Below are 19,137 nucleotides of genomic sequence, written 5' to 3'. Positions count from 1 at the left end.
ACGTGGGTGTGTATGTCGAGCTTAGCGAAGAACGCCCCCGAAATCGGTGCTCAAGGCACAGATTTCGGGGGCGTTCGGCTTCGTCAGCGAGTGCCGATCACGGCATGCGGGCGTAGGCCGGCAGGGTGAGGAAGTCGACGTACTCGGGATCGAGGGCGACCGAGACGAAGGTGTCGGTGGCGTCCTTCCAGCCTGCGTCGTCGCCGGGCAGCTTGGCGACCTCCTCGGCGACGATGCGCTCGACGAGCTCCTTCGTCACCTTCTCACCGGAGTCCAGGGTGATTCCGGCGTCCAGCCACTGCCACACCTGGGACCGTGAGATCTCGGCGGTCGCGGCGTCCTCCATGAGTCCGTTGATGGCGACCGCGCCGTTGCCTTCGAGCCAGGCGCGCAGGTATTGGATGCCGACGGACACGTTGGTGCGCAGGCCCGCCTCGGTCATCGCACCCGGGGTCGACTTCACGTCGAGCAGATCGGCAGCGGTGACGTTGACGTCTTCGCGCTTGTTGTCGATCTGGTTCGGCTTCTCGCCGAGGGTCTCGGTGAAGACCTCCTTGCAGAGGGCGACCATTCCGGGGTGTGCGACCCAGGAGCCGTCGAAACCGTTGGAGGCCTCACGCGACTTGTCCTCGCGCACCTTGTCGAAGGCGGCCTTGTTAGCGGCTTCGTCCTTCGAGGGGACGAACGCGGACATTCCGCCGATGGCATGCGCACCGCGCTTGTGGCAGGTGCGCACGAGCAGTTCGGTGTAGGCGCGCATGAACGGCACCGTCATCGTCACGTCCGAACGGTCCGGCAGCAGGAAGTCGGAGCCGCGGGAGCGGAAGTTCTTGATCACGGAGAAGATGTAGTCCCAGCGACCGGCATTGAGTCCGGCGGAGTGCTCGCGCAGCTCGTAGAGGATCTCCTCCATCTCGAAGGCTGCGGTGTAGGTCTCGATGAGCACGGTGGCGCGGATGGTGCCGCGGGCCAGGCCGAAGGCATCCTCGGCGTGTTCGAAGACCTGGTTCCACAGGCGGGCCTCGAGGTGGGATTCCATCTTCGCGAGGTAGAAGTAGGGGCCGCGGCCCTTCTCGATCTGGATCTGACCGGCGGTCGAGAAGTACAGCGCGAAGTCGACGAGCGAACCGGAGGTCTCCTCACCGTCGATGAGGATGTGCTTCTCCGGCATGTGCCAGCCGCGGGGACGCACGACGATGGTCGGCAGCTCCTCGTCGGGGGCGAGCTTGTATTCCTTGCCCTCGGGCGAGGTGAAGTCGATTTCGCGGTTGAGTGAGTCGAGCAGGTTGATCTGTCCCTGGATGACCGAGTCCCACTGCGGGGTGTTCGCGTCTTCCTGGTCGGCCAGCCACACCTTCGCGCCGGAGTTGAGCGCGTTGATCGTCATCTTCTTGTAGGTGGGGCCGGTGACCTCGACGCGGCGGTCTTCGAGACCGGGTGCCGGGGGTGCGACCTGCCAGGAGGGATCGTTGCGGATCTCCGCGGTCTCGGGGAGGAAGTCGAGGTCCTTGCCCGCGGCGATTTCGGCCTGGCGTTCCTTGCGAGCCTCGAGGCGCTCGAGACGGTCGCCGTTGAACTTCCGGTGCAGATCGACGATGAGCTCAAGCGCCTTGGGCGTGAGGACCTTCTCAGCCCCGTCCGGCAGCTCACCGGTGATCTCCATCCCGGCGGGGATGTCCAGGTTTTCGATATGAGCGGTCATCGATGGTTCTCCTTAGTCAGCACATCGGTGCTGCGTCCTTATCCACATCTGGTGATGCGATATGTTCGCTGGTCAACGGGGTTTTGACTGCGAAACTTTCACATTGTGAAAATGTTTGTTCACACAACGAAAGAATATGAGGTGATGCACGTCTCGTCAAACCATATCCTGCATTCGAGACGGTGTGTTCATTGACTCTGATCAGGCGGCTGGGGAGGATAAGGGGAACATCTCTCATGGACTCGCCGAGGCGGCCCATCGTCACCGACCACCGCTGGTTCTCGGTCGGCTGAGGAAGATCGTCGCTCCAGGTCAGGTCCGTGGAACGATGCGGCAATGACGCCGCGGATCGGACTCATGGTGGACAACCTCGCTGTTGCAGCTCTCCTGGCCCTCTCCCCCATCCTGTTTGCCGGAATCCTTCTCATCGGATTCCGCTGGCCCGCGAAATACGCCATGCCTGTCGGACTGATAGCCGCGGCGCTCGTGGCGAACTTCGCCTGGAAGATCGAGTGGGTGACGATCGGCGCTTCGGTCGTCCAGGGCCTCCTCGTCGCGATCGGCCTGCTGTGGATCGTCTTCGGTGCACTTCTGCTGTTGGCCACGATCACCCGGTCCGGGGCGATCGAGACGATCCGCGCCGGCTTCATCGCGATCTCCCCGGACCGGCGGGTGCAGGTCATCATCGTCGCCTGGCTCTTCGGTTCGTTCATCGAGGGCGCCGCCGGCTTCGGCACTCCGGCCGCCGTGGTCGCCCCGCTCATGCTGGCCCTCGGCTTCCCCGCGATCGCCGCGGTGCTCGCCGGTCTCATCATCCAGTCGACGCCGGTGAGCTTCGGCGCCGTCGGCACTCCGATGGTGCTGGGCATCGGCTCCGGTCTGGCGCAGGAGGACGGGTCGATGTCGGCCGAGGTCGCCGAACGTGCCGGTCAGCTCGGACTCGGCCAGGCCGAATTCGTCGCTCACACCGCCACGCAGGTCGCGCTCATCCACGCCTGCTGCGGCATCCTCATCCCGCTGCTGCTCTCGTGCCTGATGACCGGGTCCTTCGGTGCCAACCGGCGCTTCGCCGACGGCCTGGCCATCGCACCGTTCGCGATCTATGCGGCCCTGGCGATGATCGTGCCCTACCTCATCGTGGCCAATGTGCTCGGACCGGAGTTCCCGTCGCTGCTCGGCGGGCTCATCGGTTTGGCCATCGTCGTGACGACCTCGCGGATGGGCTTCCTCATGCCGAAGAAGACCTGGGACTTCGCACCGCGCGAGAACTGGCCGGCCTTCTGGATGGGCACCGTCGACCCGAACAAGGAGAAGGCGCAGCTGACCAAGAAGATGTCGCTGCCCCGGGCGTGGTCGCCCTATCTCATCGTCGTCGCCCTGCTGCTCATCACCCGCAATGTGCCCGCGATCAAGGAGTTCCTCAACGGTCCGGCCGTGATCAAGATCGACAACATCTTCGGCACCCCGATCAGCCAGAACATGGATCTGCTGTGGTCGCCCGGCGCGATCTTCGTCCTCGCCTGCGGGCTGACGTACTTCATCCACCGGATGACGAAGAAGCAGATCGCAGGGTCCTGGCAGATCGCCGGTTCGCAGATCGCCGGCGCGGCCGTTGCCCTGCTGTGTTCCCTGCCGCTGGTTCGCGTGTTCATCAACTCCGGCGCCGACTACAACGGCGCCGGCTTGGAGTCGATGCCGGTCACCCTCGCCGAGGCGGCTGCCAGTTCCGTGGGCGACGCCTGGCCGTTGTTCGCCCCGTTCGTCGGTGCGCTGGGTGCGTTCGTCGCCGGGTCGAACACCGTCTCGAACGTCATGTTCTCGCAGTTCCAGTTCTCCACCGGCACCGCGATCGGTGCCGCCAGCCCTGAGACCGTGGTCGCGGCTCAGGCGGTCGGCGGCGCCGCTGGAAATATGGTGGCCGTGCACAACGTCGTGGCCGCCTCGGCGACGGTGGGTCTCATCGGTCGGGAGGGTGAGCTCATCCGTCGCACCTCGATCCCGATGCTCGTGTATTCGCTGGCCGCGGGTGCCCTGGCGTTCATCGGACTCAATGGGCTGGGCTTCAACGCGGGCACCGTCGTCCTCACTGCGATTGTCATCGGGCTCGCCGTCGTCGTGGTGATGATCCGCCGCTCGCCGGGCAAGCCGCTGCCGGGCCTTGAAGCGGGCGTCAGCGACCTTCGCACCTCCGACCCCGACGACGAACCGGAGCCCACCGCTCGCGCTTGACGCTCACGCCCGCGCGGATCGTCCCCGCACTTGACGCTTCCGCACGCGCGAATAGTCCCCCGCACCAGGTGTCATCGCCTTTTGAGTCGGGAGTCATCGCCTTTTGATCCACGCATCGGGTTCAAACGCGATGCGCCGATCAAAAGGCGATTCGCCCAGAACGCGACAACGCCCGCAGAGCCTCACGAGGAGGCATCTGCGGGCGTTCGCAGTTTCGTCGGGCAAGAGACCGACGACGGAGCCGCTCGAAAGCGGAGTCTCAGACGATGACGACCATGGGGACGATCATCGGCTTGCGGCGCAGCTTCGACGACACCCAGCGGCCGATGGTGCGGCGCACCACCTGCTGGAGCTGGTACTGATCGGTGGTGCCGTCACGCAGGGCATCCTCGACGGCCTTCTGGACCTTCGGGACGATCGAGTCGAAGACGTCATCGGACTCGGCCACACCGCGGGCGTGGATCTCGGGACCGGCGATGAGCGACTTCGTCTGCGAGTTCACGGCCATGAAGATCGTCACGAAGCCCTCACCGGACAGGACCAAGCGATCCTTGAGGTCCGCCTCGGTGATCTCACCGACCGAGGAACCGTCGACGAAGACGTAGTTGCAGTCGACGGCGCCGACGACCTCGGCGTGACCGTCCTTGAGGTCGACGACCCAGCCGTCATCGGCCAGGACGATGTTGTTCGGGTCGACGCCGGTCGCCTCGGCGTGGCGAGCGTTGGCCAGCAGGTGGCGCCATTCGCCGTGGACGGGCATGACGCCGCGGGGCTTGACGATGTTGTAGCAGTAGAGCAGCTCGCCGCCGGAGGCGTGGCCGGACACGTGGATCTTCGCGTCGGCCTTCGAGATGACACGCGCGCCGAGCTTCATCAGGCCGTTGATGACCTTGAACACGGAGTTCTCGTTGCCGGGGATGAGCGAGGAGGCGAGGATGACGGTGTCGCCGTCGCCGACGTCGACGCGGTGGTTGCGGTTGGCCATCCGGGACAGGGCGGCCATCGGCTCACCCTGGGAGCCGGTGCACATGAGGACGATCTGATCCTCGGGGAAGTCATCGACCTTCTTGATGTCGATGAGCGTTCCGGCCGGCACGTTGAGGTAGCCGAGGTCTTCGGCGATCTTCATATTGCGCACCATGGAGCGGCCGACGAGGGCCACCTTGCGACCATGGGCGGTGGCGGCGTTGAGCACCTGCTGCACGCGGTGGACGTGCGAGGAGAACGAGGCGACGATGATGCGACGTTCGGCGGTGCCGAAGAGGTTCTCGAGCACGGGCCCGATGTCCTTCTCCAGCGCGGTGAAGCCGGGGACCTCGGCGTTCGTCGAGTCCGTCATGAACAGGTCCACACCCTCTTCGCCGAGGCGGGCGAAGGCGCGGAGGTCGGTGATGCGGCCGTCGAGCGGCAGCTGGTCCATCTTGAAGTCACCGGTGTGCAGGATGTTTCCGGCGCCGGTGCGGATGAACACGGCCAGTGCGTCGGGGATTGAGTGGTTGACGGCGACGAACTCGAGGTCGAAGGGACCAAGCTGGTCGACGTCGTCTTCCTTCACCACACGGGTGATGGGCTTGATGCGGTGCTCTTTGAGCTTCGCTTCGATGAGCGCGATCGTCAGCTGCGAACCGAGGATCGGGATGTCGCCCTTGCGACGCAGCAGGTAGGGAACGGCGCCGATGTGGTCTTCGTGGCCGTGGGTGAGCACGAGGCCGATGATGTCGTCGAGGCGGTCATCCAGGTAGGAGAAGTCGGGGAGGATGAGGTCGACGCCGGGCTGGTCCTCTTCTGGGAAGAGCACACCGCAGTCGACGATGAGGAGTTTGCCGTGGTATTCGAAGACGGTCATATTGCGGCCGACTTCGCCGAGTCCGCCGAGCGCGACGATGCGGACGGCTTCTTTGTCCATCTTCGGCGGGAGGGACAGTTCTTGGGTCAATGCATTATTCACTGAGGTAACCACTCCTGGTCAATTGGGCGGCGACGAACGCCATCTGCTCCTCATCAGCTGGGAGCAGCGGCATACGCACGTCGCGGTTGTCGAGTATTCCTTGGGCCTGCAGAGCGGCCTTCGCCGAGATCACTCCCGGCATGTGGTTCATGAGCGCATCCACCACGTCCGCGGTGTCGCGGGAAAGGGTGCGTGCGGTGTTGAGGTCGTTGTTCGCCACTGCGGAGACCATGGCGGCGAACCGGTCCGAGCAGACGTGCCCGGCCACGGACACGAGTCCGAGCGCGCCGAGGGACAGCAGCGGCAGGTTGAGGGCGTCCTCGCCGGAGTAGTACACGAGCGAGGAGTTGTTCATGACGAACGAGGAGGCGAAGAGGTCGCCCTTGGCGTCCTTGACCGCGAGGATGTTCGGGTGGTCCGAGAGTCGCAGCAGGGTATCCGTGATGATCGGGGCACCGGCACGGCCGGGAATGTCATAGAGCATGACCGGCAGGTCGGTGGAGTCGGCGGCCGCGCGCATATGGGCTTCGATCGCCGGTTGGGTCGGCTTCGAATAGTACGGGGTGACGAGCAGGATCCCGTCGGCTCCGGCATCGGCCGAGCGGCGGGAGAGGTCGATGGTGTGTGCGGTGACGTTGTTGCCGGTGCCGGCGACGATCTTCGCCCGCTTGCCGATGACACCGCGGACGACGCGGATGAGTTCGACCTTCTCGTCGTCGGTCGTCGTCGGAGATTCGCCGGTGGTGCCGGAGACGACGAGCATGTCGTTGCCGAGCTCGACGAGGTGGTTCGCCACCTTCTCCACGGACGCATAGTCGATGCTGCCGTCGCGCTTGAATGGTGTCACCATTGCAGTGCCGACGGAACCGAACGCGTCAATGGCAGTCGCTGCTGCCTGGTCACCGAGAATCGCCATAGAACCAGGATAGCGCCCACGTCCTCTCATGAGTGCAGTGGTCCACCCGCGTTGCGGGTGTCGTTCGCCTCGCCTGCGGTGCCCGTGCGGTCACGTTGAGAGACGGATCACACCTGCAGCCGCTCGATCGTCTACTCTTGAGCCCTGCCCGCCACCGAAACAAAGGAGTTTTCGATGACCCGCACCCGCATCCGCGATTTCCATGATGATGACCTCGACGGAATCATCCGTCTCTTCGAAGCCGCCGTCCCGGAATCCGAGGCCGCTCCCCCGCTCTATCCGCTCTCCGAGGTGTTGGCCGCCTGCCAGCGCAATCAGGCCGTCGTGGCCGTCCGCGATGAGGAGATCGTCGGTGCCGCCGTCGGCCGCGCCGCACACGGTCAGGGAGTTCTCGTGTTCTTCCATGTCCTGGAGGCGGTGCGTGCCGATCCTGAGCAGGGCACCCGCGCCGAGGCGGGGCTGCTCGATGCGCTCGAACGCCGTCTCATGCCGCTGGGCTTGGGGAAGCTGTCGATGCTCATTCCCGCGGGGACGTCGGCCTGCGACGGTCTGGTGGCCAACGGTTTCGAGACCCGGTCCGGGCTGAAGTACGTCGAACGGCACTTGCCCGTCCAACGTCGTGAGCTCGACCGACTCAAAACGGTCGGGGGACGGATTCTGCCCCGCCACCTCTGGGATGGGGTGAGCGGGATGCAGGAGGAGAAGGACATGCTCGAGGATCGCCTCGTCGTGCCTTTGGCCGAACCGGATCTCGCCGATCATTTCGGGGTCGTGCCGCCTCGGGCGGTGATGCTCTTCGGTCCGCCGGGGACGGGGAAGACGACGTTCGCGAAGGCGGTGGCATCGCGGTTGGACTGGCCGTTCGTCGAGGTGTTCCCGTCGCGTCTGTCTGGTGAGCCCGGCGGTGTGGCGGCGGGTCTGCGCACAACGTTCGAGCAGATCAATGAGCTCGAGCATGCAGTGGTGTTCATCGATGAGGTCGAGGAGATCGCGTCGAAGCGCGGAGGTGAGCCGCCGTCGCCGACGCAGGGGGTGACGAATGAGCTGCTCAAGCAGGTTGCGGAGTTCCGGGATCGGGAGGGCCGGCTGCTCATCTGTGCGACGAACTTCGTCCGTGCCCTCGATGCGGCGTTCCTGCGGCATGGGCGCTTCGACTATGTCATTCCCATCGGTTTGCCGGATGCCACCGCCAGGGAGGCGATCTGGTCGCGCTACATTCCCGAGCATACGATCGCCGGTGTCGATCTCGATGTGCTCGTCGATGCCAGTGACGGTCTGACCCCGGCCGATATCGAATATGCGGCCCGGCGTGCATCGCAGGAAGCTCTGGCGTCGTCGCTGCGACAGCAGCACGTCGATATCGCTTCGCGGTCTGATGTGCTTTCGACCGATGACTATCTCGAAGCGCTGCGGGCGACGCGGGCGACGGTGTCCGAGGAGACGGCCCGGGAGTTCGGTGAGGACGTGGAGACGATCGCCAGGCTGTGAGGCGGGTCGGGCTATGACCGGACCGGATTGTGCGGATCCGAATGCGTCGCAGCGGCGCCCGGACTCCCACCGCTCAACAGGCCGTCCGCAGTCGCGCCGAGGATGCGCGCCATCGTCGTCGGCTCGGGTCCCTGTCCGGCAACGGCGGCGAGGTCGAAGCCGTCGATGATGGCGATGAACGTATCGACCACCTCGGTGACGGTGAGCCCGTAAAGGGTGAAATCTCCGGTCCTGATGCCGTCGTCGATGATGCGTGAGAACAGGCTGCGCCACCCTTCGAAGACGGAGTCGACGCAATCCTGCAGGCTCGCGTGGGTGCGTGCCGCGGTGACGAGTTCGATCCAGACCCGCGACCTCTGACCGTGATTGCCGACCTCGTGGACGGCGGTGAAGGCCGCGTGCAGGCGGGACCGAGGCGAACCGGTTTCTGTCCCTTCGCCTGTGTTCTTGCCATTATGGTTCGCCATGTCGGCGATGTCCTTGAGCACCGCATCGCTGTGGGCCGAGAAAGCTGCGGCGAGCAGGGCATCGCGTGACCCGAAGTAGTACTGCACTGTCCCGACCGACATGCCGACGGCCTTCGCTACATCGGACATGCGGACAGCCGTGGGGCCTCGGTCGACGATCTGGTCGAGGGTGGCCGCGATGATCGCCGCCTTCTTCGCCTCGATTTCGGCGGCAGGTTGGGCCGGTCGTGGGCTCACGCCGTGACCGGTGTTCGTCGTTCGGCCAGAGCGGTGGCCGCGGTCAGCCCTTCGTACACGGCCTCTTCGACCGTACGCGGGGCCAGGGCGTCACCGATCACCGTCACCGAGGCGGCCCCGAAGTCGAGGTCGACCGGAACAGAACGTGGTGCTCCGGAGACGATCGTCGCGGCGACACCGTCGACCTCGTGAACGACCTCGCAGAGGGTGGACTGCAGGTACCCGGTATCGACATCGACCCCGACGAGGCGCACGTCATTGACGAATTGCACCCGACCGGTCCGCAGCGCTTGGGACACGAGCAGGGTGCGCGTGTACTGCTGGATCGCGGCACCGGCGAAGTTCGCCGCCGTCGCCAAGCTCACGTGCCGCCCGGCCTCGGCCAGCCGCAGGGCGATGCCGAGTCCGATCCAATCGCCCTTCCAATCCGTGACGAGCACGCGGCCGGCCCGCAGGTCCGGGGACTCCCGCAGATAGTCGCGGACACCGATGACGAGCGCATCGTCGGCGATCTCGAGGGCGGGCATGCGCTGTTCGGCTCCCGTGGCAATGATGACGTGGTCAGGGGCCACCTCGGTGATGAGGTCCTGGGTGGCCGGTACGGAGGTGCGGATGTCGACGCCGGCGCGGGCTGCCTCGGCGGAAAGGTTCGTCGCCGCTCCCCCGAATTCGGATCGATGCGGCAGTTCCTGAGCCAGCAGCACCGCCCCGCCGAGGTGGGGCTCCTTCTCGCACAGGACGACGTCATCGCCCTGTTCGGCGGCGACCGCGGCGGCCTTGAGTCCGGCCGGTCCCCCACCGATGACGAGGACTCGGCCGCGGGAGCGCACCGTCGGTCGGGGAAGGAAGGTGAGTTCCCGGCCGGATTCGGGGTATTGGATGCACGAGATCGGTACGCCCTGTTGGAAGTGGCCGATGCAGGCTTGGTTGCAGCCGATGCAGGCGCGGATTTCGTCGACCTTGTCGGATTCGGACTTGTTCGCGATTTCGGGGTCGCAGATCATCGCGCGGGTCATGATCGCCATATCGGTGCGGCCCACGGCGATCGCGACTTCGGCTTCGTGGGGTTGGTTGATGCGGCCGGCGACCATGACGGTCTTGTCGGTGATCTTCTTGACCTGCTCGGACAGGTTCGCGGCGTAGCCGGGGTCGATCTGCATCGAGGGCACGATGTGGACGGCGCCCTGCAGGGTTGAGGAATCGCCGGCGGTAATCGAGAAGTAGTCGAGGCAGTCGACGCCGTCGGTGGTCAGGGAGTCGAGGTGTTCGATGAGGTCGAGGATCTCGGTGGCGACGAGGCCGTCCTCGGTCTTCTCCTCACCGGAGATCCGCACGCCCACCACGACGTCAGGGCCGACTGACTGACGGACGGTCTGGGCCACCTCGGTGAGGAAACGGCGACGGTTCTCCGGGCTGCCGCCGTAGTCGTCGGTGCGGGTGTTGACGGAGGGGTTGAAGAATTGGATGGGCAGGTAGCCGTGGCTGGCGACGATCTCGACGCCGTCGATTCCGGAGTCGGCGATGCGTTTCGCTGCATGTCCGTAGCCGGCGATGATGTCTCTGACCTCAGCGGTGGTCAGAGACTCGGGGACGACCTTGAACCTCTCCTGCGGTTCGTCGCTCGGGGCCTTGGCCCGTGGTGCCATGCCGCGCTCGCCGTCCATGACTTCGCGGCCGGGGTGGAAGAGCTGGGCGAAGATCGTTGCTCCGTGGCGGTGGACCGCCTCGGCGACGTTTTGGTAACCGGGGACGGAGGATTCGTCGGTGGCCATGAGGACGTGGCTGGTGTAGCGGGCGGTTTCGTGGACGCCGGAGACCTGGAGGACGATGAGTCCGGCTCCGCCTTTCGCGCGGGCCTCATGGTAGGCGACGAGGTCGTCGCCGATGTGGCCGTGATCGTCGAGGACGGTGTCATGTCCGGAGGAGACGATGCGGTTGCGGATCGTTGTGGAGCCGATGGTGATGGGTTCGAAGAGGTGCGGGAACAACTGAGACATGATCGTCCTTGATCAGATCGTCGGGTGGGACTGGGTGGCTGCCCCTCGATCGGGCTGCCTCAGTTATTCATATCACCGTATGACGAACGGCGGCAAGGGTTGGCTCCCGAGGTGTCGATCGCCGGTGGGGGGGGTGCGATTGCTGTTGGGCGGAACCGTCAGTCAGAGCTCGTTGCCCGACACTGCGAAGGTGTCGCAGCTGCTCAGGCCCTCGTTGTATCCGGTGGTGAACCATTTCTGCCGCTGCTTGCTCGAGCCGTGGGTGAAGGATTCCGGGTTGACGAAACCGGACTGCTCCTGGATGTGATCGTCGCCGACTACGAAGGCCGCATTGAGGGCATCGTCGAGCTGTTCTTTCGAGGGCTCTTCGAGATACGGAGTGCCGTTGTCGTCGGTGAGAGTGGTGACCTTGCCCAGCCAGGCACCTGCGTAGCAGTCGGCTTGGAGTTCGGTGCGCACGCCGTTGCTCTCCGGACCCGTGCCGTTGTTGGGGTGCTCGCTCATCACGCCCGTGATGTTCTGGATGTGGTGGCCCCATTCGTGGCCGACGATATAGAGCTGGGCGAGCTCATCGGCCGAGGCACCGTACTGCTGACGCAGAATGTCGAAGAAGCTCGGATCGATGTAGACGCCCTGATCGGCCGGGCAGTAGAAGGGTCCGACCTGGTTCGATGCGGTCCCGCAGCCGGTCGACGTCTGACCGTCGACCAGTGTCATCGCCGGCGGTTCGTAGCCGTCGACCATCTGCGCCCAGTAGTCGTCGAGAACGACCTGTGCTCCAGCCATTCGGCAGTCGATGTTCGTGTTCGCATCCTCACCCGTATCGCACTGGGACATGCTCGTCCCGCTCGACTGGTTCTGGCCGCCGTCGTCCGGGGTGATGCCGCCCATCAGTCCGGTGACATCAACGCCGAGCAGCGGTCCGATGAGGAAGACGAGCAGGCCGACGATGCCCACGCCGCCGCCCCCGACGATCGCGGTGTTGCGACCGCGTTTGCTCGTCCTGTTGCCGCTGATATCGGCGTTCGGGTTGAAGGTCATGGCATAAAGATACCCCGGGAGCGTACGCGGGAGGGCGCGCAGAAGTGAAGTCGTGTGAGAATCGTTCCATGAGCTCTCACCCGGCGGAACCTCACCGAGCGCACGACGCGGACTCCACGGCCACCTCGGCGAGGGTTGCCCGTCGGCTCAGCCCCGATGGGCGGCTCATCGGACTCGATGTCGCCCGCGGGATCGCGCTCTTGGCGATGATGGTCACGCACATCTTCGCCCTCGGCGACGAGACGGGGATGCCGACCTGGGCGGCGGTCTTCGCCGGGCGCGCCTCGGCGCTGTTCGCGGTCCTCGCCGGCTGTTCTCTGGTGCTCTCGACCCGATCGCGGATGGCGGTGTCGGGGCGGTTGCGCGATGCGGCACCGAGCGTACTCATCCGGGCGGCGGCCATCGTCCTCATCGGGCTCTGCCTCGGGTCGATCTCCGGACTGCTCGCGGTCATCCTCGTCAACTACGGGATCATGTTCGCCCTCGCCCTGCTCTTCCTGCGTCTGCGCGCGGGGACGCTGTTCGCGATCGCCGGGGTCTGGATGGTCCTCTCCCCCGTCGTGTCGATGTGGGTGCGTTCGACGTTCCTCCTCGAACCGAGCTACCTGCCGATGGGCTTCTTCGACTTCGCGACGCCGGGGGCGATGCTCACCGACCTCTTCCTCACCGGCTATTACCCGGTGCTGCAATGGCTGTCGTACATTCTGCTCGGCATGGCCGTGGCGAAGCTCGACATCGGGCGCCACCTGCTCGCACTATTCACGGCCGGACTCGGGCTCTTCGTCGTCGGACGCGGTGCCTCATGGATTCTGCTCAATGTCTTCGGCGGTGATGCCGCGCTCGTGGAGGTTGCGCAGATGTGGGGCACGGATCTCACGGCGGCCCTGTTCACCGGCAGCTACGGCGTGACTCCGGCGACGTCGTGGTGGTGGCTGGCGATCGCGGGACCGCATTCGGGGACACCGTTCGACCTGCTCTCGACCGGCGGGACCGCGGTGATGACGATCGTCGCCTGCCAGGCCGCTGCAGCGCTGTTGGGTCGGCGGTCATGGGTGCTCGCCCCGCTGTCGGCTCCGGGATCGATGCCGTTGAGCGTGTATTCGGCGCACGTCGTGCTGTTGGAGATCACGAGATCTCAGATCGTCGGCAATCCAATGGAGGAATCCGCAACGACGGGCGAGCAGACTCTCGAGTTCGTCATCCACGCACTCACATTCGTGCTGCTGCCGCTGCTGTGGAAAGCATTTGTCAGCGCCCGCGGCCCGTTGGAAGGCGGAATCGCGGGCATCATCAGGGTGGCGTCGCCGGGACCTAAGCGCCCTGCTTCTGACCTTCCCGGAAAAGGCTGATCGATTTGCGCATCGTGGCCCGCGCCCGTTTCCGGTCGCCGCTGGCATCGTAGGCGCACGAGAGCCGGAACCAGGACCGCCAATCCTCGGGTGCGGCCTCGGCTTCGGCCTGGTACTTCACGAATTCCCTGTCGGCGGCCTCGCGGATGATCTTCCCGCCCGGCGTCCTGGGCAGGTCATCGACGGGCAGTCCGCCTTCCTCACCGAGGATGCGCGCGAGCTTCTCCGTACGGGCACCGAAGACGAGTTCGACGATGAGCGTCCACGCACCGATGACGGGCAGGACGAACAGGGCGATACCCATGATCTTGGGGATCATCGCGGGTTCGCGGACGAGGATCCACGCCCGCTGTCCCATGAGGACGAAGTAGAAGACGAGGACGACGGAGACGATGATCGCTCCGATCTTGGCCTTCGACATCAGAGGTCGAGCATGTTCTCGAGGCCGTGGATGAGCCCCGTGTAATCAGCGATGGACCGCACGGCGGTGACGATGCCGGGCATGAACGCCGAGGTGGAGTGCGAGTCCGTGCGGATGGTCAGGGCTTCGCCGTCGGAGCCGAAGAGGATTTCCTCGTGGGCGTTCATGCCCTGCTGACGGATGGCGTGGACGTGGATTCCGTCGATGACGGCGCCGCGCGCGCCCTGCGGATCGGATTCGGTGGAGTCGGGAACGGCAGGCAGTCCGGCGGCCTTGCGTGCCGCGGCGATGCGCTGGGCCGTGTGGTTCGCCGTGCCGGACGGGGCGTCGAGTTTGCGGGTGTGGTGGATCTCGACGACTTCGGCCGAGTCGAAGTAGGGGGCCGCGAGTTCCGCGAAGCGCATGGCCAGGACGGCACCGATCGAGAAGTTCGGGGCGATGAGCACCGCAGTCTCCGGGTGGTCCTTGAGTGTGGCTTCGAGTCGGGCCAGACGGTCGTTGTCCCAGCCGGTGGTGCCGACGACGGTGTCGATGCCGTTCTCGACGAGGAAGGTGACATTGTCCTCGGTGGATTTAGGAACGGTCAGTTCGACGGCGACGTCGATGTTCTGATCGAGCAGGGTCTCCAGCGAATCGCTGCTGCCGAGTGCGGCGACGAGTTCGAGTCCTTCGGCATCGTTGATCGCATCGACGGCGTGGGATCCCATCCGACCCTTGGCTCCGATGACGGCTACGCGAATGCTCATATGCTGTGACTCCTTGTGCGATGATCCCTGCGAGGTGTGCCGGTCGGGCCGAGGCGAAACGACCGGAACGATCTCCGCCAGTCAGTCTAGCGACCCTCGGCAGTTCTCTTCACATCCAGTGACCATCCGAACACTCCCAATTACTACCTGACGGCGGCGCAGCAACCTGGCGCGAGGTTGCTGGGCCGCCGTCAGGTAGTTCTGGAGGGGACGATGCGGGGTCAACGAGGTGGGGCGAACGGTATGCGCGGTCCACGGTGCCGCAGGTCTCCACTCAGCCGAGCGCAGACCTCGGTGTCGTATCTGATGCCGTCGTAAAGGAGTTTCTCTCGTTCGCGGCCTTCGACGATGAAACCCGCGTTCCTCGCGACTGCCGCCGAAGCCGGGTTGTTCACCCGGTAGCCGAGTTCGAGCCGGTAGATCCCGAGTTCGTCGTGGAGGAGGTCGACGAGGCTGCGCAGCGCTGCCGACACCAGGCCCTGGCCGCGTGCTTCGGCCACGGACCAATAGGAGATCCACGCGCTCGAGTGCCGGCGTTCGATCCCGGAGGCCATGACGTTTCCAAGGATTCGCCGCCCTGAACGGTCACCGTCATCAACGATCGCCCGAGCGCAGAGGTCACCGGCTGCCTCGGCGTCGGTGATGGTCTCCAGCCATGTCCGGGCACCACCGATCGTGCGGTCGTCGGGGATGTTGCTGAGCAGCGCGTCATCGGCCCGCTCATACACCTCAGCCAACGCCTCGGCATCACCCGAAGCGCCTGACTGCCAGGGTCGGAGAATTGCGCTCATCCGGCCACCTTATCCGCAGTCGCCGGTCCGCCAGCGCCCGCTCCGAGGTCTCAAACAACCTGACGGCGGCCCAGCAACCTCGCGCGAGGTAGCTGGGCCGCCGTCAGGTAGCAATTGGGGTCTCAGCCGAGGAGGAGGCCCTTGGTCTGAGCGACTGCGCGGTCGAAGCGTGCGCCGGCGTCTGCCCAGTTGACGATGTTCCACCAAGCCTTGACGTAGTCGGGCTTGACGTTCTGGTAGTCGAGGTAGAAGGCGTGCTCCCACATGTCGAGCTGCAGAACCGGGGTGCCGCCGAGCTGGATGTCGGACTGCTGGTCCTTGAGCTGCTCGATGAAGAGGTTTCCGCCGAGCTGGTCGTAGACGAGGACGGCCCAGCCGGAGCCCTGGATCGTGGTGGCCGCGGTGGTGAAGTGCTCGCGGAACTTGTCGAACGAACCGAACTGGTCATCGATGGCTGCGGCGAGTTCACCGACCGGCTTGTCTCCACCGTCCGGGGACATGTTGTTCCAGAAGATCGAGTGGTTGACGTGACCGCCCAGGTTGAACGCGAGGTCGCGGGTCAGCTTCGGCACATTGGCGAGGTTGCCGGATTCGCGGGCTTCGGCCAGCTGCTCAACGGCGGTGTTGGCGCCCTTGACGTAGGTGGCGTGGTGCTTGTCGTGGTGCAGCTCCATGATGCGAGCCGAGATGTGCGGCTCAAGAGCGGAGTAGTCGTAGGGCAGTTCCGGAAGTGTGTACTGCTCAGCCATGAGATTCCTCCTGATCAGATTTGATGACCACCACATCGGTGGCTTCATTTCGACCCTATCCCAGGGTCTCATCTCGGACAACAAGGGGATCCGTCATCCTATTCCATATGACGCGCGGTGACGGGATCACTTCCCCGCCCGCGATTGCTTAAGACACCTCCGCCCGAGATCGCTCAAGACACCTTCACCCGAGGTTGCGTGAGATGAGCAGCCGCATGATGTCCGAGGTGCCCTCCTCGATCTCCTCGAGCTTGGCATCGCGCATCCACTGCTCGACGGGATGCTCTCGCGAATACCCCCATCCGCCGAGGGTCTGCACGGCCGCCCAGGTGCAGAACATGGCCGTCTCCGAGGCGTTCAGCTTCGCCATCGCCGCCGCGGCCGTCATCCGCTGTCGATCAACGGCATCGCCGGCGTCGAGCATCCGCGCCGCATTGAGCACCTGCAGCCACGCCGCATCGATCCGCGAGGACATGTCCGCCAGCCGGAACGCGACGGCCTGATGATCGATGATCTTCGTCCCGAACTGCGTGCGCTCCCTCGCATAGTCACGCGCATATTCGAAGGCCGCCCGAGCCGTGCCGAGCGCCGCAGCACCGAGCACCACCCGTGAGATGTCGAAGGTGCGCATGAGTCCGTAGAAGCCCTGCCCCTCCTCGCCGAGGCGGCCCGACGTGGGCACGAATGCGTCGGAGAAGAAGATCTCACGACACACGATGGCTCGCTGTCCCATCTTCTTCATCGGCGCACCGAACTCCATCCCCTCGGTCTCCCTGGGCAGCAGGAATGCGCTGATTCCGCGAGAGCGCCGGCTCGAGTCGGTCTTGGCGAAGACGACGTAGAAGTTCGCGAGTCCCGCGTTCGAGATCCAGGCTTTCTGCCCGTTGAGCACGTATCCACCGTCGACGGCATCCGCCCGGGTGATGATCGAAGCCGAGTCCGATCCGGATCCGGGTTCGGTCGTTGCCAGCGCCGTGATCTTCGGGTCTGCTCCAGTCAGCGGGCGCAGCCACTCCTCCTTCTGCTCGGGCGTGCCCAATGCGAGAATCGGGTCGGCGAAGAAGCCGTTCGAACACACGAAGTTCCCGATGCCCGGATCCCCGAAGCACAGCTGTTCCTGGACAAGGCACTGAGTGAAGACATCGGTGAATCCGCCGCCGCCGTATTCCTCGGGAATCATGAAGTCGGTGACCCCGAGCCGGGCTGCCGCCGCAAAGATGTCGACCGGCGATTCGGTGTCGGCCTCGTCGACGCGGCGACCGGCCGGACGGATCGTGTCGTGGGCGAATCCGCGCACGAGGTCGAGGATGTCATGCTGTTCATCGCTCAGCGGCCAAGGTGTGTAGCTCATCAGTTCTCCTTCGAAGTGTCAGTGGAGGTCGGGCGCCTCACTGCGCCCGGCCGACGTCCCTCGTCCCCGGTCAGTCGAGCATGTCCGCTCCGGCCCGGGAATCCTCGGTGATGTGGATGAGCGTCGGGCCGACCGCTGCCTCCGCCTCGCTGAGCGCGGCCAGCAGCGCGTCCGCGCCGTCGACGTGGATTCCGCGTGCCCCCATCGCCTGCGCGAGTGCCGGGAAATCCGGCCCGGTGAGCTTCACCCCTGACGGAGTGTCCCCGCGGTCCTCCATCTCATTGCGGATCTCCCCGTACCCGCCGTTATCGACGACGATGAGGCACATCCGCACGCCCGCCTGCACGGCCGCGGCGAGTTCGGCGATCGTGAACATCGATCCCCCATCGCCTTCCACCGCGACCACTCTGGCCTGCGGAGCAGCGAGTTTCGCACCGATGCCGGCGGGCAGCCCGTAACCGAGCGTGCCCGCCCCGGCCGGGTAGAGGAACCGGTCACCGGAGCGAGCTTTCCACCCGGTCTGCACCCCGTAATAGCAGGCCATCGTCGAATCCGCTGCGACGAAGAGCGGTGAGGTGTCCGATTCCGCGAACGCTGTGAGTGCGGCCGACAGATCGGCCCAAGGTCGGCCGTCGGATTCCATCGCCGAGGCGGCCCTTGACTTCCAGCCGGCCCTCCAGTCCCGTGCGGCGGCAGTCGCGAATTCCGCGCGCATCGTGGTCACGCGCTCGTTCAGTGCCGCGGTCGCCGCCTTCGCGGCGGCGAGGATCGGATGGGTGACGGCCGCGTTCGTGAGCATCTGCACTTCGTCGATGTCGATGCGCACCACGGTGTCGGGCAGCGGCAGGGGTTCCGGCCAGAAGTCACTGGGTGCCAGTTCCGTACCGATCGCGATGACCGCATCGGCATCGCTTGTGAGTTCTGGAAGCAGCTCGAGGACCCCGACGGCGCCGATGGTGGTCTCGGCGCGGTCATCGACGAGTCCCTTCGCGTTCGAGGACAGGACGATTCCCGCTCCGAGCGTCTCAGCCAGAGCTGCGACCTCCGCTCCTGCTCCGTGTGCTCCGGCCCCGGCGATGATGAGCGGTCGATTCGAGCCGGCGATCGCCTCGGCGGCAGCATCGATCTCCGAGGACACGGGAGCCGGCAGCGCCCGGGTCACGGACGGATGGAGCTGTCCCGGGCCGGCGTCTTCGATGAGGTCGAGGGGGATCTCGATGGCGGCCGGGCGGGGCCGGCCTGAGCGCATCGCCGACAGCGTCTGCCCGACGGCCAGCGACACCTCGCCGGGGCTCGTGACCCGCATGACCTCGGTGAGGACTGCCGACAGCGCCGCGGACTGGTTGCGCACTTCGTGGAGGAGTCCGGTCCCGCGGCCGGGGTGGGTCAACGGCATGCCGGGGGTGATGAGGAGGACGGGCACGGAATCGGTGAAGGACTGCAGCAGGGCGGTGAGTGCGTTGAGCGCGGCCGGTCCGGTGGTCGTGACGATGACCTGCACGTCGCCGGTGACGCGGGCAGCTCCATCGGCCATGTAGCCCGCGCCCTGTTCGTGGCGAGGTGAGACGATGTCGATGCCTGCGGCGCTCAGCTGCGCGAAGATCTCGAGGTTGTGGGTGCCGGGGATTCCGAAGACGCGGGTGATCCCTTCGGCCTGGAGCGCACGAGCCAGGTGTGCTCCGCCGGTGATGGTCGTCTGGTCCAT

The 19,137-nt window shown here is 65.5% G+C and carries 15 protein-coding genes; 3 read left to right on the top strand and 12 right to left on the bottom strand.

All coding sequences use genetic code 11. The annotated features are described in order from the left end of the window. Window positions 1–97 precede the first annotated feature (97 nt). On the bottom strand, window positions 98–1,702 hold the full coding sequence (aceB, locus tag HIM68_RS16880; protein ID WP_172174384.1) for a malate synthase A: 1,605 nt from the start codon (window positions 1,700–1,702) through the stop codon (window positions 98–100). 336 nt (window positions 1,703–2,038) lie between these two features. On the opposite strand from aceB, the gene HIM68_RS16875 reads away from it, so the two are divergent. Beyond that, on the top strand, window positions 2,039–3,931 hold the full coding sequence (locus HIM68_RS16875) for an L-lactate permease (protein WP_253904027.1): 1,893 nt from the start codon (window positions 2,039–2,041) through the stop codon (window positions 3,929–3,931). A gap of 259 nt (window positions 3,932–4,190) precedes the next feature. Here the strand turns inward: HIM68_RS16875 and HIM68_RS16870 are convergent, their stop codons facing one another. After that, the gene (locus HIM68_RS16870) at window positions 4,191–5,837 is read right to left on the bottom strand and encodes a ribonuclease J (RefSeq protein WP_172174692.1); all 1,647 of its coding nucleotides are present in this window, start codon (window positions 5,835–5,837) and stop codon (window positions 4,191–4,193) included. Window positions 5,838–5,871: 34 nt separating this feature from the next. Then, window positions 5,872–6,795 (bottom strand): 4-hydroxy-tetrahydrodipicolinate synthase, encoded by a 924-nt coding sequence (gene dapA / locus HIM68_RS16865; protein WP_139468766.1) that lies wholly within the window; start codon window positions 6,793–6,795, stop codon window positions 5,872–5,874. 174 nt (window positions 6,796–6,969) lie between these two features. Between dapA and HIM68_RS16860 the strand changes: the two genes are divergently transcribed. Next, on the top strand, window positions 6,970–8,283 hold the full coding sequence (locus tag HIM68_RS16860) for an ATP-binding protein (protein ID WP_172174381.1): 1,314 nt from the start codon (window positions 6,970–6,972) through the stop codon (window positions 8,281–8,283). Window positions 8,284–8,294: 11 nt separating this feature from the next. Here HIM68_RS16860 and HIM68_RS16855 read toward each other — a convergent pair whose 3' ends face one another. The 3 genes from HIM68_RS16855 to HIM68_RS16845 form a co-directional block, all read right to left on the bottom strand. Further along, window positions 8,295–8,987 (bottom strand): TetR/AcrR family transcriptional regulator, encoded by a 693-nt coding sequence (locus HIM68_RS16855; protein ID WP_172174378.1) that lies wholly within the window; start codon window positions 8,985–8,987, stop codon window positions 8,295–8,297. Next, window positions 8,984–10,984: an FAD-dependent oxidoreductase gene (locus HIM68_RS16850; RefSeq protein ID WP_172174375.1), complete on the bottom strand. Its 2,001-nt coding sequence runs from the start codon at window positions 10,982–10,984 to the stop codon at window positions 8,984–8,986. Before HIM68_RS16850 ends, HIM68_RS16855 begins: the two co-directional genes overlap by 4 nt. Before the next feature lie 162 nt (window positions 10,985–11,146). Further along, window positions 11,147–12,025: a neutral zinc metallopeptidase gene (locus HIM68_RS16845; RefSeq protein ID WP_172174372.1), complete on the bottom strand. Its 879-nt coding sequence runs from the start codon at window positions 12,023–12,025 to the stop codon at window positions 11,147–11,149. Window positions 12,026–12,093: 68 nt separating this feature from the next. On the opposite strand from HIM68_RS16845, the gene HIM68_RS16840 reads away from it, so the two are divergent. Next, window positions 12,094–13,374, top strand: coding sequence for a heparan-alpha-glucosaminide N-acetyltransferase domain-containing protein (locus tag HIM68_RS16840; protein WP_172174369.1), 1,281 nt, complete (start codon window positions 12,094–12,096; stop codon window positions 13,372–13,374). Here HIM68_RS16840 and HIM68_RS16835 read toward each other — a convergent pair. The 6 genes from HIM68_RS16835 to HIM68_RS16810 all read right to left on the bottom strand — a co-directional run bounded on the left by HIM68_RS16835 (window position 13,337) and on the right by HIM68_RS16810 (window position 19,137). Next, window positions 13,337–13,795, bottom strand: coding sequence for a tetratricopeptide repeat protein (locus HIM68_RS16835; RefSeq protein WP_139908413.1), 459 nt, complete (start codon window positions 13,793–13,795; stop codon window positions 13,337–13,339). The genes HIM68_RS16840 and HIM68_RS16835 overlap by 38 nt on opposite strands. Continuing rightward, window positions 13,795–14,541 carry a 4-hydroxy-tetrahydrodipicolinate reductase gene (gene dapB / locus HIM68_RS16830; protein ID WP_172174366.1) on the bottom strand — a complete coding sequence of 249 codons (747 nt, stop codon included), beginning with the start codon at window positions 14,539–14,541 and terminating at the stop codon, window positions 13,795–13,797. The genes HIM68_RS16835 and dapB overlap by 1 nt, the downstream gene beginning before the upstream one ends. A 221-nt stretch (window positions 14,542–14,762) precedes the next feature. Further along, window positions 14,763–15,332 (bottom strand): GNAT family N-acetyltransferase, encoded by a 570-nt coding sequence (locus tag HIM68_RS16825; RefSeq protein ID WP_172174363.1) that lies wholly within the window; start codon window positions 15,330–15,332, stop codon window positions 14,763–14,765. Window positions 15,333–15,454: 122 nt separating this feature from the next. Continuing rightward, the gene (locus HIM68_RS16820) at window positions 15,455–16,081 is read right to left on the bottom strand and encodes a superoxide dismutase (RefSeq protein ID WP_135539373.1); all 627 of its coding nucleotides are present in this window, start codon (window positions 16,079–16,081) and stop codon (window positions 15,455–15,457) included. Window positions 16,082–16,265: 184 nt separating this feature from the next. Further along, entirely contained in the window at window positions 16,266–17,432 is a 1,167-nt protein-coding gene (locus HIM68_RS16815) for an acyl-CoA dehydrogenase family protein (RefSeq protein WP_172174360.1), read from the bottom strand. Window positions 17,433–17,502: 70 nt separating this feature from the next. Continuing rightward, window positions 17,503–19,137 carry a thiamine pyrophosphate-binding protein gene (locus tag HIM68_RS16810; RefSeq protein ID WP_253904026.1) on the bottom strand — a complete coding sequence of 545 codons (1,635 nt, stop codon included), beginning with the start codon at window positions 19,135–19,137 and terminating at the stop codon, window positions 17,503–17,505.

The organism is Brevibacterium sp. CT2-23B (genome assembly GCF_013168765.1).
Lineage (GTDB): Bacteria > Actinomycetota > Actinomycetes > Actinomycetales > Brevibacteriaceae > Brevibacterium > Brevibacterium sediminis.
Note: the sequence above shows the minus strand (reverse complement) of the source record. Positions and strands in the feature narration are given on the sequence as shown.

What these genes read in the sequence shown, in the direction of transcription:
- aceB (WP_172174384.1), bottom strand. Translation starts at nt 1,702, where the DNA reads ATGACCGCTCATATCGAAAACCTGGACATCCCCGCCGGGATGGAGATC.
- HIM68_RS16875 (WP_253904027.1), top strand. Translation starts at nt 2,039, where the DNA reads ATGACGCCGCGGATCGGACTCATGGTGGACAACCTCGCTGTTGCAGCT.
- HIM68_RS16870 (WP_172174692.1), bottom strand. Translation starts at nt 5,837, where the DNA reads ATGGACAAAGAAGCCGTCCGCATCGTCGCGCTCGGCGGACTCGGCGAA.
- dapA (WP_139468766.1), bottom strand. Translation starts at nt 6,795, where the DNA reads ATGGCGATTCTCGGTGACCAGGCAGCAGCGACTGCCATTGACGCGTTC.
- HIM68_RS16860 (WP_172174381.1), top strand. Translation starts at nt 6,970, where the DNA reads ATGACCCGCACCCGCATCCGCGATTTCCATGATGATGACCTCGACGGA.
- HIM68_RS16850 (WP_172174375.1), bottom strand. Translation starts at nt 10,984, where the DNA reads ATGTCTCAGTTGTTCCCGCACCTCTTCGAACCCATCACCATCGGCTCC.
- HIM68_RS16845 (WP_172174372.1), bottom strand. Translation starts at nt 12,025, where the DNA reads ATGACCTTCAACCCGAACGCCGATATCAGCGGCAACAGGACGAGCAAA.
- HIM68_RS16840 (WP_172174369.1), top strand. Translation starts at nt 12,094, where the DNA reads ATGAGCTCTCACCCGGCGGAACCTCACCGAGCGCACGACGCGGACTCC.
- HIM68_RS16835 (WP_139908413.1), bottom strand. Translation starts at nt 13,795, where the DNA reads ATGTCGAAGGCCAAGATCGGAGCGATCATCGTCTCCGTCGTCCTCGTC.
- dapB (WP_172174366.1), bottom strand. Translation starts at nt 14,541, where the DNA reads ATGAGCATTCGCGTAGCCGTCATCGGAGCCAAGGGTCGGATGGGATCC.
- HIM68_RS16825 (WP_172174363.1), bottom strand. Translation starts at nt 15,332, where the DNA reads ATGAGCGCAATTCTCCGACCCTGGCAGTCAGGCGCTTCGGGTGATGCC.
- HIM68_RS16820 (WP_135539373.1), bottom strand. Translation starts at nt 16,081, where the DNA reads ATGGCTGAGCAGTACACACTTCCGGAACTGCCCTACGACTACTCCGCT.
- HIM68_RS16815 (WP_172174360.1), bottom strand. Translation starts at nt 17,432, where the DNA reads ATGAGCTACACACCTTGGCCGCTGAGCGATGAACAGCATGACATCCTC.
- HIM68_RS16810 (WP_253904026.1), bottom strand. Translation starts at nt 19,137, where the DNA reads ATGGACCAGACGACCATCACCGGCGGAGCACACCTGGCTCGTGCGCTC.